Here is a 14872-nt window from a genome sequence, read left to right on the forward strand (position 1 = left end):
CTTGTAAATGGTGAGAAAAACGCTTAAGCTTGAGATAGTTCAATTAGATCAGACTATTTTCTATTTAAATTACTTACAACTTTTATTAACTAAAACGATTTAACTAGCACCACGCGTATAATTAATGAATATTTCAAAAACTGTATTGGCGTTATACCAAACAATTATTGGTGAAAAACAGAAACGCTTAATTAAGACAGCAGATGCTTATTTGGACATTAACTACGGTGATAAAGTTTATCAGATAATTGATCAAGTTAAGGAACGTAATATTCCAATTTTGTCTTTTGGGGATACAGCAGATCAAAACAATACTTACTCAAACTAGACTGTTTTTGGCAATGATCAAGTAGACGAGATGGTGGATAAAATTAATGAAATCATCAATAACCAAAATAAATAAAATTATCTTTTGCATTTTACAGCAAAGCTTGCTATAATAATTAACTGTAAATTCTACCTAAGACTCGGGTGGCATGACGCCTCAAAATCCCGCCGAGGCCAGAAGATGATGAAGATTTTTATGCTCCATGTCTTTCGGCATGGAGTTTTTGCTTTTTTAAGGCCTTATAGAATTTATCAATGTGATCATGGAGGTGAAATAATTTGAGTAAAGCTGCTATTGCTGAAAAAGAAAAGTTCGTTGATGCATTTGCTGAAGAACTTAAAGCTGCTAAGGCAATCTTGGTAATTAACTACCTTGGTTTGACTGTTGAAGAAGTTACTAACATGCGTAAGGAACTTCGTGATAACGATGTTAAGATGAAGGTTATCAAGAACACCTACTTAAGACGTGCTGCTGCTAAGGCTGGTATCGAAGGTCTTGATGATACTTTTGTTGGACCAACTGCTGTTATCTACACTGATAACGCTGATGACGTTACTGAACCTGCACGTATCGTTTCTAAGTACGAAGATGACTTTGACGTTATCGAAATTAAGGGTGGTATGCTTGAAGGTAAGTTGACTTCTAAGGATGAAATCAAGGAACTTGCTGCTATCCCAGGCCGCGAAGGTTTGCTTTCAATGCTTGTTTCTGTATTACAAGCTCCTGTACGCGACTTCGCATATGCTGTTAAGGCTGTTGCTGAATCTAAGGATGAAGACTCAGCTGAATAATAAAGAAATTTATATTTAATATCTAAATTCTAATTTTTCGGAGGATACTTAAATGGCTTTAGATACTGATAAGATTATTGAAGAATTGAAGGGTGCTACCATCCTTGAATTGAACGACCTTGTAAAGGCTATTGAAGACGAATTTGACGTTACTGCTGCTGCTCCAGTTGCTGCTGCAGGTGCTGCAGACGCAGGTGCTGCTAAGTCAGAATTCGACGTTGAATTGACTGAAGCAGGTCAAGAAAAGGTTAAGGTTATTAAGGCAGTTCGTGACATTACTGGTCTTGGCCTTAAGGACTCAAAGGACCTTGTTGATGGTGCTCCTAAGAACGTTAAGGAAGGCGTTTCAGAAGACGAAGCTAACGACATCAAGGCTAAGCTTGAAGAAGTTGGTGCTACTGTAACCCTTAAATAGTTACAGCCCAACTGGGCAACTATGAATAAGCTCTTTGCTATGTGTGAAGAGCTTATTTTTTTGTATAATTAAATTTATGATGAAAGATATAGAAAGAAGACTAACGCCATATCAATGGGTAATGGCCATTTTAGCTATTATTTCGATTTTTTTGATTATTTTAGATTTTGCTGCGGTTATTAATATTGATGAACCGACTAGTAAATGGTTCTGGATCAATAGTGCAATTGTAGTATATTTTGCAATTAATTATTTTCGTGGCTTACATGCAGCAGAAGACAAGAAACTATATTTCAAAACTCACATTTATGACTTGCTGAGTATTATTCCAATGGGGTTATTGTTTATCAGCTTAAATATTTTTAATTTATCTGGGCTGGTATCAGATTTGCGGCTTTTGCGTTTGATTCGATTAGCTGGTTTGATGGGAAAATTACGTAATATTTTTCATACTAATGGCCTACTCTATGTAATCTTTTTTACAATTACATTTTTGTTGGTAGGAGCGGAAGCATTCGCAATCACTGAACATGTAACGCTGGATACTGCTTTTTGGTGGGTCATTTCAACAGCTACTACTGTCGGTTATGATGCAATTTTTGGCAAAACAATTCCACCGCATAGTATTGTAGGAAAATTCGTTACATTAGTAATGATGCTTTTAGGAATTGGAATAGTTGGTATGTTAACGTCATCGATTACTTCGTATTTGATGAGGAGAACGAATGGCGCAAATACGTTAAAAACGCATGATAATATTCAATTAATTTTGAAAAAGCTTGATAATTTAGAAAAGCAAAACAAGGATTTGGCTGATCAAAACAAAAAGATGCAAGCACAGATTAATGAATTGAAAGATGTACAGAATACAACGGAGCTGCATAAGATAAAAGAATGGTTTGAGAAAAAGAAAGGTTAGTTAAAATGAGTGAAGAAAAAAATCAAATGTATTTTGCGACTGATCCTACTGCCAAGCATGATCAACATGTTGTTGATTATCATGTTGATAATATTGATTTGAAATTCACAACAGACGCAGGTGTCTTTTCTAAAATGAGGGTTGATTATGGTTCAGGCGTATTGATCAAGGCAATGAAAGATGTTGTTTTTCCTAAGGATAATATCTTGGATGTTGGTACCGGTTATGGTCCGATTGGTTTATTTGCGGCTAAGTTTTGGCCTGATCAAACTGTAGATATGGTTGATGTAAATGAGCGCGGATTAAGCTTGGCAAAGCAGAATGCACAAGTTAATCACATAGATAATGTAAATATCTATTCCTCTGATTGTTATGAACATGTGGATAATGATAAAAAGTTTGGTCTAATATTAACAAATCCGCCTATTAGAGCAGGAAAAAAAGTGGTTAATGAGATTTTACTGGGAGCAAATGAGCATTTGGTTAATGGCGGTATCTTATTAGTAGTTATTCAGAAAAAGCAGGGAGAACCTAGTGCGCGTAAGCTGATGACCAATACATATGGTAATTGTGAAATTTTAACAAGAGATAAAGGCTATTATATCTTAAAATCAACTAAGAAATAACTAAATAAAAAATGCTTGAAAGTACTATTAAATAAGCATTAGACTTTATAAAAGTGCTTTCAAAACTGGATTTATCCTCGTATAATAATCTTGTAAATATCAAGAGTATGTGAAGAGGATAATTATTATGAAAAAGGCTTGGAAATACATTGTTGCAGTATTGATTGTAATTGTTGGTGTGTTTATGTTAGGTATGATTTCCGGTGATAACGAGACTGCTGCTCCAGCTGGAATTGCTGCATTATACTTGATCTTGTCAGGAATCTTTTTCTACCACAACTTTAGAAATCGTAACATTGAACCATTGTAAAAAGTAAGCAGCTAGTCGCAAATAGCTGCTTTTTTGATACAATAAATAAAAACGATGAATTGAGAAGTGATAAAATGCTGTCTGGCGAAGATAAAAGGAAATACATGCAATTAGCCATTGACCAGGCAAAAGAAGCTGAAAAGCAAGGAGAGGTGCCGATAGGGGCAGTTGTTGTTGATCCTGATGGCCGCGTAGTTGGTACTGGATATAACAGGCGTGAACTTGATGAAGATGCTACCCAACATGCAGAAATGATTGCGATTAAAGAAGCTTGCAGTAAGTTAGGCATGTGGCGCTTAATTGACTGCAGCTTATTCGTGACTTTGGAACCATGCCCGATGTGTGCAGGGGCAATTATTAATTCTAGAATAAAAGACGTTTATTTCGGTGCACTTGATCCAAAAGCCGGAGCTTGTGGATCAGTTGTGGATTTATTTAGCGTAGAAAAATTTAATCATCATCCGCATGCAATTCGTGGACTGTATCGTGATCAATGTGCACAAATGCTAAAAGATTTTTTCAGAGCGATTCGTGAGAAACAAAAAGCAGCTAAATTAGCTCAAAAAGAAGTATAAAATCAGTAATTTTTAAAACAAGATGCTGGTAATATTTACTGAAATACGTTAACATAGTTGTTGGGCAATGTTTGACCTCTGAATTGTGTCAGGACCGGAAGGTAGCAGCACTAAGGTTGTTCAGGCATGTGCCTTTTTTGTTAGAATATTAACAGCTCTTAGCTCTTCGAGAGCTAGGAGCTTTTTTACTTAGGAAAGAGAATTTATGGCTTATCAAGCGCTATATCGTAAGTGGCGGCCGCGGACTTTTGACAGTGTGATTGGTCAAGAAGCGATTACCGATACCTTAAAAAATGCGATTAAACGTGGTAAGGTTTCCCATGCGTTTCTTTTCGCAGGACCCCGCGGAACTGGTAAAACATCTTGTGCTAAGATTTTTGCTAAGGCATTGAATTGTACTAATTTGCAAGATGGTGAACCATGCAATGAGTGTGCTAACTGTATTGCAGCTGATCAAGGTTCAATGCCAGATATCATGGAAATTGATGCCGCTTCAAATAATGGGGTTGATGAAATTCGTGAAATTCGCGATAAGGTAAAATATGCTCCAACGGAAGGTAAATACAAGGTATATATCATCGACGAAGTTCATATGTTGTCGATGGGAGCTTTTAATGCTTTGCTGAAGACATTAGAAGAGCCACCAGAGCATGTAGTATTTATTTTAGCAACGACTGAATTGCAAAAAGTGCCTGCGACAATTATTTCTAGAACGCAGCGCTATAATTTTAAGCGAATTTCCAAAGAAGACCTTGAGAAGAGAATGAAATACATTCTTGATCAAGAAAATATTAAATATGAAGATAAAGCTTTAGCAGTCATTGCTCAAGTAGCCGATGGTGGGATGCGGGATGCTCTTAGCATTTTGGATCAACTGTTGAGTTACGAGAAGGAAAGCGTCAACTATGATGATGCTTTGCAGATTACAGGCTTTGCAGATCGAGAAAATATTGAAAAAATTCTTTTAGCTTTGTTAAATCAGGATGCAGGTCAAGCCTTGCAGCTTACACAAGATGAGTTGGCTAAAGGAGCTAGTTCAAAAAACATTTTAGATGAAATCATCGATCTAACTACTAAGAGTTTATTAATCGTCAAAACCGATGAAAATAAACAGGAAACTTTTTTAACAAAAGACTTTATTGAAAAAATAAAGAGCGTTTCTACAGATAGTTATTATCGACTGATTAATTTGGCTAATAATGCCTTGAATGATTTACGCTATACTAATCAGCAACAGATACCACTGGAAGTGTTCTTAGTAGAAGCAAGTAGTACTGCACCAGTGCAGACAAGCGCTGCCCCAGCTAAGACAACACCAGCTCAACCTGCACAAGGTAATACTGATTTGCAGGCTGAACTAGCAGCGCTGAAGAAGCAAGTCGTTGATTTAACACAAAAACTTAGTGAAGTATCCAATAAGCCAAGTTTATCAACAAATCAGGTATTTCACTTGGATACTGCGGTACCTAAAGTGGCTCCTAACCCTGCTGTTAAACCAAAAGAGAAGCAAACTAAAAAGCCGGTTAGAAAAGTCAAAAAAACTACGGCAGAAAATCGCAAACAAGTATATCATGTTCTTGAAAATGCTACTCGAAACGATTTAGAGACAATTAAGAATGTCTGGCCTGATTTACAATCTGTTTTAGCTGTCTCTGAAAAAGCACTGCTTGATGTATTAGAACCAGTGGCTGCTAGTCCTGAACAAGTTGTCATGAAATGCAAATATACTTTATGGTTTGAAAATGCGAGCGCAGATAATGATCTGTTATGGCGCTTAACGGACTATATTGAAAAGTTTGCTAAACATTCTTACGGCATTGTTTTGGTGCCAGATAACGATTGGCTGGCAGTTAGAAAAGAATTTGTTGAAAGCCATAAGGATGAGCTACTTGCTAAGAAAAAGCAACAGATTGAGATTCAAGAAGAAAAGTCAGATGAACCAGAAGTTGATCCAGAAGTGATTAATAAGGCAAAGGATCTTTTTGGGGATGCAGTCAATATTAAAGACTAAAGTACTATGAGCAATGATTATAATATTAAAGTTTTAAATAAAGAAACAACATTACAGATCTTACTAGAAGATCATAATTCTAGCTGGTTCGCTAAAAGAGCTCCTGTTAGAAGGCAGCAATCGCCGTTTATTAGTAGGATTATCTGATGTTTTTGAAAAGTTAGATCGCTATAATGATTATTGCCGTAATTTTTATCGAAATAGTTTCTTCCCGAATAATCATGACTTGTTAAGAGAAGTTGAATTGCAATACAATGTATACGTTTCTACTTTCTTTTCACGGCCATATATTGATTTAGTAGATAAAAGTCACGCTAAAGATTATTTTGCTAAAATGAAACAGCTTTGGCAGGATCATGATCTTTTAATTGTAGAAGGTAAATATAGTCGCTCAGGCGAAGGCATGACTTGTTTTCTAATGCTAGATCAATTAGTAGACTCATTTGTCCGCCAACTAATGCATATAGTCGCAAAAAAGTTATTGAAGATGAAATTATTAAAAATGCAGCTAATAGGTTGATTTTACTGATGTTAAGTCCTACTGCAAAAGTGATTGTGGCTGATTTGATAGCTCAGCTTAATAATCAAATGATTGATATAGGGCACATCGATTCAGAATATGAATGGATGAAAATGGGCGTAACTAATAAGGTGAAGATACCGCATAAGCATACTGCTGAGTTTAATTTTGATGATAAACAAGTTAAACTAGAGAAAGACGACAATTTTGATAAGCAGATTATTAGTATAATAGAATAATAAAGGAGAAAAATTATGAGTAGAAGACCTAATTTTGGTGGTATGGGCATGGGCGGCATGAACATGCAACAAATGATGAAGCAAGCTAAGAAGTTGCAAGCACAAATGGCAGAAGAGCAGGAAAACATTACTGCTCAAGAATTTACTGGTAAGTCTGCCGATGATTTAGTAGTAGCTACCTTTACTGGTGACCGCAAGTTGAAGGACATCAAGATTGATAAGGAAGCAATTGATCCAGACGACCCAGATATGTTACAAGATTTGGTAATTGATGCGGTTAACAAGGGCTTGGCCAAAATTGATGAGGCAACTCAGGCAAGCTTAGGTAAATACACGAAAGGTTTGATGTAATTGCAATATCCATTACCAATTGCTCATTTAATTGATGCTTATATGAAGCTACCTGGAATCGGTGAAAAAACGGCGACTCGGTTGGCTTTTTATACGATGGATATGCCTGATCAGGATGTCGATGATTTTGCTAAGTCTTTAGTTCAAGTAAAAAAAGACATTCATCAATGTCCGATCTGTGGCAATATTACCGAAAAAGATGTCTGTGATATTTGCTCTAATCCTAATCGCGATCAAACAACTATTATGGTAGTTGAACAACCAAAGGATTTGATGGCTTTTGAGGAAATGGGCGAATATGACGGACTTTATCACGTGCTTCATGGTGTTCTTTCACCAATGGATGGAATTGGACCAGAAGAGATCAATATCAAGTCTTTAATTACGCGTTTGCAAAAAAATGATGCTGTTAAAGAAGTGATTTTGGCGCTTAATTCAACTCCAGAAGGCGAATCAACTGCGATGTATATCAGCAAATTAATTAAGCCAGCTGGTATTAAGGTAACCAGATTGGCCGCTGGTTTGTCAGTTGGTAGTGACATTGAATATGCTAATTCCATTACTTTAAAGCGCGCAGTGCAAGGAAGAACGGCATTATAATGGCTAATAAAAAGCAAGCAAAGATCAAAGCAATGGGTGATCAAAAGTTGGTAGCCGAGATTGAAAAGCTACAAAATCAAATTGCATTAGAGCAAGATCTCGATCAAACAACTTTAGATTTATCCGAAGATAATTATGTGCAAAATCGAATCTTAAAGGCAAAGTATACTTTTTTGTATAATGAAGCTCGTCATCGAGGCACAAGATTTAGTGGTATTACTAATGCTATTACCCAGTAGAAAAAGACCGAATATTGGTCTTTTTTTATTTTGAATAAATAAAAAATAGTAGGACTGTTAATCTCTATGAAACTTCTGTAGAATAGACATATGGAGGATTTTATGAGAGGTTATTTTGTTAGTTTTGAAGGCCCTGATGGCGCCGGGAAAAGTACAGTTTTAAAAGAAGTATTGAACCAAATTGGTTCAGAGCTTAAGACACAATATCTTGTGACGCGTGAACCAGGCGGTTCAAAAATTGCAGAAAAAATTCGCGACATTATTTTAGATCCTGCTAACGACAAGATGGACAATAAGACCGAAGCGCTTTTATATGCTGCATCACGTAGTCAGCATGTGGAAGAGATTATTCGTCCAGCTTTAAAGGAAGGCAAAGTCGTATTTTCAGATCGCTATGTCGATAGTTCTTTAGCTTATCAAGGAGCGGGACGTGATTTAGGAATTCAGGAAGTTAAGCAAATTAATGATTTTGCAACGGATAAATTAGATCCTGATCTTACTTTTTTCTTAGATCTTGATCCTGAAGTAGGGTTAAAACGAATTGAAAAGCTGCGTCCGGGTCAGGAAGATCGTTTGGAACAAGAGAATCTTGCCTTTCATAAAAAGGTTTATGCCGGTTTTCTCAAGGTAAAAGAGACGTATCCTGAACGCTTCGTAACTGTTGATGCTACGCAGCCAATTGATCAGGTAGTTGCTCAAGTTATTGCAACATTAAAGCAAAGAATGCCAGAGTTATTTTAAGGATTGATTTAGATGAAGTTAGTAATTGCAATTGTGCAAAAAGAAGACTCTAATGATTTACAACGGGCCTTTGTTCAAAATGATTTTCGTGCTACTAAGTTAGCAACTTCAGGTGGTTTTTTAAGTCAAGGAAATACTACCTTTTTAGTAGGTTGTGATGACGATAAAGTAGACGATGTATTAAAGATTATTAAGGAACAGTCCCGAGCAAGAGAGGAAATTGCAACACCACATATGGTTTCAACTGGGTATGAAATTACACAGCCTTTGAAAGTGACAGTCGGTGGTGCAACTTGTTTTGTTGTTCCAGTTGATGAGTTTAAACGCTTCTGATGATTGATCTTAGTAATGTTGGGAAAAAGCAAACCCAATTTTTAAAAAGAGCATATGACCAAAAAAAGTTAGCTCATAGTTATCTTTTTGTTGATAGCGATGAGGCACGGGCATTGAATACTGCATACTGGCTAGCTTGTTTGTTTAATTGTACTGGTGAAAATAAGCCGGATGGCAGCTGTCAAAATTGTCGGCAAATTTTGTCAGGTAACCACCCAGATGTATTGCTAGTAGCGCCTGATGGAAAACAGACTCTAGGGATTGATCAAATTCGTCCCTTAAAAGAAGAATTAGCCAAAAGCCCAGTTGAAAGTACTCGCCGTTTCTTCTTTATTAATGAAGCACAAAAGTTAACTTTAGCTGCAGCAAACGGCTTATTAAACTTACTAGAAGAACCAGTAGCGCCAGTAGTTACGATTTTGATTACTAACAATAGTGATCAGATTTTACCAACGGTGCGTTCACGGACCCAGATCATTAATTTTGACAATGGTGAGAGGGCTAGTGGTAGGACTGCAGTCTTACTGGAGAATGGTTTTTCAAAAGCAGAGATTGAGGAACTGGGTAATCTTGATAAATGGAATCAGGCAATTAAATATTTTTATCAAGAAATGCTGGAACACAACAGCTTAGCACTTGTCAGTGCACACAAGCTAGCTGCTGATGCTAAGCTAGTGTCAGAGCAGGGTTACATCTTGCTTCAGTTAAAATTATTGGCCGAGCAAGATTTGCGTAATCCTGCTAAAAGAATAATGGCGGCGACAATGCTTAAGAATTTAATTGAAATAGACAAAATGCGTTTGAGTAACGTAAATTTACAAAATGCGTTAGATTATCTCGCCTTAAAATGGAAGTAGGTGTTTAGATTGGATCCATATTCAAAACTGAAAAAGATTGAAGAAACAACAGAAAATATGACCAAGACGATTGCCAGCTTGGAAAATGATATTTTAGAAACATTAAAAGAAAACACGGAGTTGAAGGTAGAAAATCAATTACTCCATGAGAAGCTGGACAAGTTAACGGCAAATCAGCCTGCACCTGAGACTAAAACACAGAGTGGCTTGGAATCATTGAAGAAGATTTATGATTCAGGGTACCACATTTGCAATATGTACTATGGCTCGCATCGTGATCCAAGTGCAGATTGTATGTTTTGTCTTGATATTTTGGACAATTTTGGCGAAAAAAAGGGCAAGAAAAAGGACGGTAGATAATGAAACGTCAAAGCAGTTATGCAAAAGATGAAGGAAAGCTTTATTTAGTGCCAACTCCGATTGGTAACTTGGAAGATATTACTATTCGTGCTAAAAAAGTTTTAACCGATGCAGATTATGTAGCCGCAGAAGATACAAGAACTAGTGGGATTTTACTGGAAAAAATTGGGGTTCATAATAAAATGATCTCTTTTCATAAGTATAATTCCAAAGAGCGGGCGCCGGAATTGATCAAGTTGATGAAGGAAGGGGCTGTGATTGCCGAGATTAGTGATGCGGGGATGCCAGTGATTTCTGATCCAGGTTATGTGTTGGTGCAAGAATGCATTAAGCATGATATTCCGGTTGTACCACTTCCTGGTCCAAATGCTTTTTCAACTGCTTTGATTGCTTCCGGTTTTAATCAGCCATTTACTTATTATGGCTTTTTACCAAGAAAATCGTCGGAACAGAAGACATATTTTGCACAGATGCGCGATAATAGAGCAACATCAATTTTTTATGAAGCCCCGCACCGTCTAGCAAAAACCCTCAAAACATTGGCTAGTGTGCTACCAAAAGATCGTCAAATTGTTGCTGCACGTGAATTGACCAAAATCCACGAAGAGTTTATCCGGGGTAGTGTGGAAGAAGTCACGAATTACTTCAGTGAGAATGCTCCACGCGGGGAATTTGTGATTCTAGTTTCACCTAATACAGAAGCTCCTCAGCAACTATCTTGGACAGAATTAATTGACTTAGTTAATGACTTGGTTGAAAAAGGTGAATCCAAGAAAGATGCAATTAAACAGGTAGCCAAGCAACATCATGTTTCTAAGAATGAATTGTATGATCAATATCACCAGGATTAATTATGAAGTATACCGAAGAATATCAAATTGAATTTAAAGATTGTGACGAAAATCGGCGTTTAAAATTACCAGCACTAGTTGAGTTAATGATGCAGGTTTCTGAGCATCAATTAAGTCAAGGCGGTGCCGGGACTGATGATTTGGTCAAGCGCGGTCTCGGCTGGGTCGTAACGCAATATCATTTTGAGATTAGTGACCTACCTAAACCCGGTGATCAAGTTATCTTGAGTACTGAAGCTAGTGGCTATAACCGCTTTTTTGAATATCGTGATTTTGGCGTTAGTACGGCAGACGGCAAGCCATTAGTAACTGTAAAAAGTCAGTGGGTAATGCTTGACTTGAAGAAACGGCATATGGTGCCAGCCGATACTAAAATGATGGAAGATTGGGGTGCACCACTACTTAAAAAGATGCCACGTTTTCCAAGATTGCGTCCGCAAACCGAATACGAGCAAAAGCGTTCATACCGTGCTCGTTACGATGACTTAGATACTAATCATCATGTAACTAATAGTCATTATTTCAGTTGGTTTGTTGATATGTTGGATCGTAACTTTTTAAAAGAACATATCGTTACAGCAATTGATATTAAATTTGATAAAGAAGTTCATTATGGTGAGAGTATAAATTCTTGCATGGACTTGGTTCAAGATGATATTGTTACTACATATCATGCAATTGAAGCAGAAGATGGGACAGTTAAGGCCGTCTGTGAATTAAGTTGGCGTAAGATATAGTAATAACATGACGCTATTAGTCATGCTTTTTTAATTAGTAGGAGGAATCGGTCGAATGAATACAAAGAAAATTTTACGAACGGATTTACAGCAACTAGTCTTTTTAGGTATTGTTGTTGCAATGAAAATTATTCTAAGTCAATTTTCTTTTGGTCCAGTCATGGTTAAAGTAGGACTGGGTTTTATCGGAAGCGTTTTACTAGGATATCTTTTTGGTCCACTCTGGGGAACCATTGGCGGCGGAATTAGTGATTTAATTTCATCTGCACTTTTTGGCAATCAAGGTGGCTTTTTCATTGGTTTTACTTTAACAGCAATGGCAGGCCCATTTATCTACGCCCTGTTTTTATATAATAAGCCAGTTAAAATTTGGCGGATCATTGCTTCTACTATTCTGGTGACTGTAATTGTCAATATTGGCATGAATACCTTATGGCTACATATTATGTATGGTATGAATTTCAATGCGGCTTTGATCCAACGTTTACCTAAGGAGACGATCGTTCCTTGGATTCAAATGGTTATCAGCTACTTTGTTTTACAAGCCGTTTCTCGTGTTAAAATAAAAAAGTGATTTAAAGCGAAAAGAGAAAAATATATAAAATGAAAATTTTAAGTGTTTCGACAGCTACTAATCATTTGAGCGTGGCCTTGAATGATGGTCAACAAATTATTGTTGAGAAAAATGAACGAGATGAGCGTAATCATAGCGAACATCTTGATCCTTTGATTGATGAAATTTTAAAAGATAATGATTTAAGCTTAAAAGATATTGATCGTTTTGCAGTTGCTATTGGGCCAGGTTCTTATACTGGACTAAGAATTGGAATCACTACTGTTAAGATGTTTGCCAGCATTTTAGATAAAGAGGTTGTAGGAATCTCAACTTTACAAGCTTTGGCTAAAGGCGTTCAAGAAGACGCTTTGGTAATTACTGGTTTAGATGCAAGAAATGACAATTATTTTGCGGCCGGTTATTTAAGCGGTGCTGTACCAGAGAATGTCATTCCAGACGGTCATTACAATATCGACGTTTTAATTAAGGCGATTCAAGATTATGCGGTCAAGCATGAAGTTAAGAAAATTGTTTTTGTGGGCTCAGGTCTTGAAAAGCAAGATGAAAAATTTAAAGCTTTGAATATTCCATATATTTATGGAACTGAAGAAGAGAATGTCATCCATGCTGGGCTAATTGGACAATTAGCTGAAAATGCGGTTCCAGTTGATCCAGATAAATTATTGCCACGTTACTTGCGTCGAACTCAGGCTGAAGTAGACTGGCATAAAAAGACAGGCAAACCATTCGAGCCAGATAGTCATTATGTTGAAGAAGTTTAATCAATTTTTCCATCAACAGTTAAATCGGATTGATATGAGTTTTACCCCGTTTATTGCGAATGTAAACGGTAAGAGACTACAAATTATGCAAGCTACAGATGACAATATTCCTGACCTGCTTGTATTAGAGGAGCAAGTTTATTCAGGTCGGACACCGTGGAATAAGTTTTCATTTGAGCGAGAACTAGAGAAGCGGCATAATTGTCTTTATTTGGTAGTGTATTATGAATCGATGCTAGTTGCATTTATTGGTGCGCGTTTTACTCCAGAAGAGACGCATATTACTAATGTTGCAGTAGCGCCGGCTTTTCAAAATATGCATATTGGTCGTTACTTAATGCAATTGATTATTGATCGGGCGCGTGAAAATGACAGTGATTGCGTTAGTCTAGAGGTAAGAGTAGATAATGAGATTGCCCAAAAGCTATATCGTTCCTTAGGTTTTGAAGGTACCTTCATTCGTAAAAACTATTACCATGATACTCATACCGATGCTATGAACATGGTTTTATGGTTAAAACCACATCAAATTAGAAGAAAGAAGTTTACGTTTTGAGTGAGAAAAAAGATATTCGCATTTTAGCTTATGAAAGTTCATGTGATGAAACTTCCACAGCTGTTATCAAAAATGGACGTGAAATTGAAAGTTTAATTGTAGCAACGCAGATTAAGAGTCATCAACGCTTTGGTGGTGTAGTCCCTGAAGTTGCTAGTCGTCATCATATTGAAGTGGTTAGTCAGATTACTAAAGAAGCTTTGGCTGAAGCTAATTGTACTTGGAAAGATATCGATGCAATTGCTGTGACTTATGGCCCTGGCTTAGTTGGTGCTCTTTTAATTGGTGTAAGTGCAGCTAAGGCTGCTTCAATGGCAACGGGTATTCCTTTGATTGGTGTTGATCATATTATGGGGCACATTATGGCAGCTCAACTAAAAGACGAGATTGAATATCCAGCTCTTGCATTACAGGTTTCAGGTGGACATACTGAAATAGTTTTACTTAAGGATCCTGTTCATTTTGAAATTATCGGTGATACGCGCGATGATGCTGCTGGTGAAGCATACGATAAGATTGGTCGTGTTCTTGGGGTAAACTATCCAGCAGGTAAAACTATCGATGCCTGGGCTCATGAAGGCAAGGATACCTTTAACTTCCCACGAGCAATGATGGAAGATGATGACTATGACTTCTCATTCTCAGGTTTAAAGTCAGCTTTTATTAACACTTGTCATCATGCTGATCAGATTCATGAAAAGTTGAATAAGTATGATCTGGCTGCAAGTTTTCAAGCAGCAGTAATTGATGTTTTGGCTCATAAAACAATTCGCGCAATTAAGCAATATAAGCCCAAGACCTTTATCATGGGTGGTGGGGTAGCTGCCAACCATGGCTTACGTGATCGCATGAGTGCAGAAATTGCTAAATTGCCTAAAGCAGACCAACCTAAGGTGATCTTGCCGGATATTAAGTTGTGTGGTGATAATGCTGCAATGATTGGTGCTGCTGCATATAATCTTTATAATAATGGTCAATTTGCGGATTTGACTTTGAATGCTGATCCATCATTGGAATTGCCATATGCTAAGAGCATGTTGGAATAATTGGATATATTGTTAAAAAATGTTTATCTTTGATTGATATGAACTGAGACCTAAAAGTTAGACGCTTTTAGGTCTTTTTCTACGTAAAGTCAAGCATAATAAGAAGTTTGGCTTCATTTTTTGTTTAAA

21 protein-coding genes, 1 other RNA gene, 1 pseudogene and 1 other annotated feature are annotated in these 14872 nt (G+C 36.9%); all 23 genes and pseudogenes read left to right on the top strand.

Features of this window, described 5'->3' with window-relative positions; translation table 11 throughout:
• Nucleotides 1-124 precede the first annotated feature (124 nt).
• The gene (locus CP366_RS09250) at nucleotides 125-328 is read left to right on the top strand and encodes a hypothetical protein (protein ID WP_227411405.1); all 204 of its coding nucleotides are present in this window, start codon (nucleotides 125-127) and stop codon (nucleotides 326-328) included.
• A gap of 113 nt (nucleotides 329-441) precedes the next feature.
• Nucleotides 442-563 (top strand) — a sequence feature (ribosomal protein L10 leader region).
• 43 nt (nucleotides 564-606) lie between these two features.
• Nucleotides 607-1119 (top strand): 50S ribosomal protein L10, encoded by a 513-nt coding sequence (rplJ, locus tag CP366_RS09255; protein ID WP_005720444.1) that lies wholly within the window; start codon nucleotides 607-609, stop codon nucleotides 1117-1119.
• Nucleotides 1120-1171: 52 nt separating this feature from the next.
• Nucleotides 1172-1534 carry a 50S ribosomal protein L7/L12 gene (gene rplL / locus CP366_RS09260; RefSeq protein ID WP_005720445.1) on the top strand — a complete coding sequence of 121 codons (363 nt, stop codon included), beginning with the start codon at nucleotides 1172-1174 and terminating at the stop codon, nucleotides 1532-1534.
• Between the two features lie 76 nt (nucleotides 1535-1610).
• The gene (locus CP366_RS09265) at nucleotides 1611-2453 is read left to right on the top strand and encodes an ion transporter (RefSeq protein ID WP_089147830.1); all 843 of its coding nucleotides are present in this window, start codon (nucleotides 1611-1613) and stop codon (nucleotides 2451-2453) included.
• A 5-nt stretch (nucleotides 2454-2458) separates the two neighbouring features.
• Entirely contained in the window at nucleotides 2459-3079 is a 621-nt protein-coding gene (locus tag CP366_RS09270; protein ID WP_005720447.1) for a class I SAM-dependent methyltransferase, read from the top strand.
• 127 nt (nucleotides 3080-3206) lie between these two features.
• Complete coding sequence (locus CP366_RS09275; protein WP_005720449.1) at nucleotides 3207-3389, top strand: hypothetical protein; 183 nt, start codon at nucleotides 3207-3209, stop codon at nucleotides 3387-3389.
• A 74-nt stretch (nucleotides 3390-3463) separates the two neighbouring features.
• Nucleotides 3464-3964: a tRNA adenosine(34) deaminase TadA gene (tadA, locus tag CP366_RS09280; protein WP_005728621.1), complete on the top strand. Its 501-nt coding sequence runs from the start codon at nucleotides 3464-3466 to the stop codon at nucleotides 3962-3964.
• 51 nt (nucleotides 3965-4015) lie between these two features.
• Nucleotides 4016-4113, top strand: an RNA gene (ffs, locus tag CP366_RS09285) — signal recognition particle sRNA small type.
• A gap of 56 nt (nucleotides 4114-4169) precedes the next feature.
• Nucleotides 4170-5975: a DNA polymerase III subunit gamma/tau gene (gene dnaX, locus CP366_RS09290; protein ID WP_089147829.1), complete on the top strand. Its 1806-nt coding sequence runs from the start codon at nucleotides 4170-4172 to the stop codon at nucleotides 5973-5975.
• A gap of 103 nt (nucleotides 5976-6078) precedes the next feature.
• Nucleotides 6079-6734, top strand: a pseudogene (locus CP366_RS10965) (GT-D fold domain-containing glycosyltransferase).
• Nucleotides 6735-6749: 15 nt separating this feature from the next.
• Entirely contained in the window at nucleotides 6750-7085 is a 336-nt protein-coding gene (locus CP366_RS09305) for a YbaB/EbfC family nucleoid-associated protein (RefSeq protein WP_005720596.1), read from the top strand.
• On the top strand, nucleotides 7086-7685 hold the full coding sequence (recR, locus tag CP366_RS09310) for a recombination mediator RecR (RefSeq protein WP_005728617.1): 600 nt from the start codon (nucleotides 7086-7088) through the stop codon (nucleotides 7683-7685). It begins immediately after the preceding gene.
• Nucleotides 7685-7924 carry a YaaL family protein gene (locus CP366_RS09315; RefSeq protein ID WP_005720594.1) on the top strand — a complete coding sequence of 80 codons (240 nt, stop codon included), beginning with the start codon at nucleotides 7685-7687 and terminating at the stop codon, nucleotides 7922-7924. The genes recR and CP366_RS09315 overlap by 1 nt, the downstream gene beginning before the upstream one ends.
• Nucleotides 7925-8026: 102 nt before the next feature.
• On the top strand, nucleotides 8027-8665 hold the full coding sequence (gene tmk / locus CP366_RS09320) for a dTMP kinase (protein WP_005728616.1): 639 nt from the start codon (nucleotides 8027-8029) through the stop codon (nucleotides 8663-8665).
• A gap of 12 nt (nucleotides 8666-8677) precedes the next feature.
• Nucleotides 8678-8998, top strand: coding sequence for a cyclic-di-AMP receptor (locus CP366_RS09325; RefSeq protein ID WP_005728615.1), 321 nt, complete (start codon nucleotides 8678-8680; stop codon nucleotides 8996-8998).
• Nucleotides 8998-9855, top strand: a complete 858-nt coding sequence (locus CP366_RS09330) for a DNA polymerase III subunit delta (RefSeq protein WP_013085853.1) — start codon at nucleotides 8998-9000, stop codon at nucleotides 9853-9855. Before CP366_RS09325 ends, CP366_RS09330 begins: the two co-directional genes overlap by 1 nt.
• 9 nt (nucleotides 9856-9864) lie before the next feature.
• Nucleotides 9865-10215 carry a DNA replication initiation control protein YabA gene (gene yabA / locus CP366_RS09335; RefSeq protein ID WP_005721578.1) on the top strand — a complete coding sequence of 117 codons (351 nt, stop codon included), beginning with the start codon at nucleotides 9865-9867 and terminating at the stop codon, nucleotides 10213-10215.
• Complete coding sequence (gene rsmI / locus CP366_RS09340) at nucleotides 10215-11066, top strand: 16S rRNA (cytidine(1402)-2'-O)-methyltransferase (RefSeq protein WP_013085854.1); 852 nt, start codon at nucleotides 10215-10217, stop codon at nucleotides 11064-11066. Before yabA ends, rsmI begins: the two co-directional genes overlap by 1 nt.
• Nucleotides 11067-11068: 2 nt before the next feature.
• Complete coding sequence (locus CP366_RS09345; RefSeq protein WP_089147828.1) at nucleotides 11069-11803, top strand: acyl-[acyl-carrier-protein] thioesterase; 735 nt, start codon at nucleotides 11069-11071, stop codon at nucleotides 11801-11803.
• Nucleotides 11804-11858: 55 nt separating this feature from the next.
• Nucleotides 11859-12377 carry a folate family ECF transporter S component gene (locus CP366_RS09350; RefSeq protein ID WP_013085856.1) on the top strand — a complete coding sequence of 173 codons (519 nt, stop codon included), beginning with the start codon at nucleotides 11859-11861 and terminating at the stop codon, nucleotides 12375-12377.
• A 29-nt stretch (nucleotides 12378-12406) separates the two neighbouring features.
• Nucleotides 12407-13141 carry a tRNA (adenosine(37)-N6)-threonylcarbamoyltransferase complex dimerization subunit type 1 TsaB gene (tsaB, locus tag CP366_RS09355; protein WP_089147827.1) on the top strand — a complete coding sequence of 245 codons (735 nt, stop codon included), beginning with the start codon at nucleotides 12407-12409 and terminating at the stop codon, nucleotides 13139-13141.
• Entirely contained in the window at nucleotides 13125-13697 is a 573-nt protein-coding gene (gene rimI, locus CP366_RS09360; RefSeq protein ID WP_089147826.1) for a ribosomal protein S18-alanine N-acetyltransferase, read from the top strand. The genes tsaB and rimI overlap by 17 nt, the downstream gene beginning before the upstream one ends.
• Entirely contained in the window at nucleotides 13694-14743 is a 1050-nt protein-coding gene (tsaD, locus tag CP366_RS09365) for a tRNA (adenosine(37)-N6)-threonylcarbamoyltransferase complex transferase subunit TsaD (protein ID WP_089147825.1), read from the top strand. The genes rimI and tsaD overlap by 4 nt, the downstream gene beginning before the upstream one ends.
• Nucleotides 14744-14872: the final 129 nt, after the last annotated feature.

Source organism: Lactobacillus sp. UMNPBX15, from assembly GCF_002553785.1.
Classification (GTDB): domain Bacteria; phylum Bacillota; class Bacilli; order Lactobacillales; family Lactobacillaceae; genus Lactobacillus; species Lactobacillus crispatus.

What these genes read in the sequence shown, in the direction of transcription:
- CP366_RS09250 (WP_227411405.1), top strand. Translation starts at nt 125, where the DNA reads ATGAATATTTCAAAAACTGTATTGGCGTTATACCAAACAATTATTGGT.
- rplL (WP_005720445.1), top strand. Translation starts at nt 1,172, where the DNA reads ATGGCTTTAGATACTGATAAGATTATTGAAGAATTGAAGGGTGCTACC.
- CP366_RS09265 (WP_089147830.1), top strand. Translation starts at nt 1,611, where the DNA reads ATGATGAAAGATATAGAAAGAAGACTAACGCCATATCAATGGGTAATG.
- CP366_RS09270 (WP_005720447.1), top strand. Translation starts at nt 2,459, where the DNA reads ATGAGTGAAGAAAAAAATCAAATGTATTTTGCGACTGATCCTACTGCC.
- CP366_RS09275 (WP_005720449.1), top strand. Translation starts at nt 3,207, where the DNA reads ATGAAAAAGGCTTGGAAATACATTGTTGCAGTATTGATTGTAATTGTT.
- tadA (WP_005728621.1), top strand. Translation starts at nt 3,464, where the DNA reads ATGCTGTCTGGCGAAGATAAAAGGAAATACATGCAATTAGCCATTGAC.
- dnaX (WP_089147829.1), top strand. Translation starts at nt 4,170, where the DNA reads ATGGCTTATCAAGCGCTATATCGTAAGTGGCGGCCGCGGACTTTTGAC.
- CP366_RS09305 (WP_005720596.1), top strand. Translation starts at nt 6,750, where the DNA reads ATGAGTAGAAGACCTAATTTTGGTGGTATGGGCATGGGCGGCATGAAC.
- CP366_RS09315 (WP_005720594.1), top strand. Translation starts at nt 7,685, where the DNA reads ATGGCTAATAAAAAGCAAGCAAAGATCAAAGCAATGGGTGATCAAAAG.
- tmk (WP_005728616.1), top strand. Translation starts at nt 8,027, where the DNA reads ATGAGAGGTTATTTTGTTAGTTTTGAAGGCCCTGATGGCGCCGGGAAA.
- CP366_RS09325 (WP_005728615.1), top strand. Translation starts at nt 8,678, where the DNA reads ATGAAGTTAGTAATTGCAATTGTGCAAAAAGAAGACTCTAATGATTTA.
- CP366_RS09330 (WP_013085853.1), top strand. Translation starts at nt 8,998, where the DNA reads ATGATTGATCTTAGTAATGTTGGGAAAAAGCAAACCCAATTTTTAAAA.
- rsmI (WP_013085854.1), top strand. Translation starts at nt 10,215, where the DNA reads ATGAAACGTCAAAGCAGTTATGCAAAAGATGAAGGAAAGCTTTATTTA.
- CP366_RS09345 (WP_089147828.1), top strand. Translation starts at nt 11,069, where the DNA reads ATGAAGTATACCGAAGAATATCAAATTGAATTTAAAGATTGTGACGAA.
- CP366_RS09350 (WP_013085856.1), top strand. Translation starts at nt 11,859, where the DNA reads ATGAATACAAAGAAAATTTTACGAACGGATTTACAGCAACTAGTCTTT.
- tsaB (WP_089147827.1), top strand. Translation starts at nt 12,407, where the DNA reads ATGAAAATTTTAAGTGTTTCGACAGCTACTAATCATTTGAGCGTGGCC.
- rimI (WP_089147826.1), top strand. Translation starts at nt 13,125, where the DNA reads ATGTTGAAGAAGTTTAATCAATTTTTCCATCAACAGTTAAATCGGATT.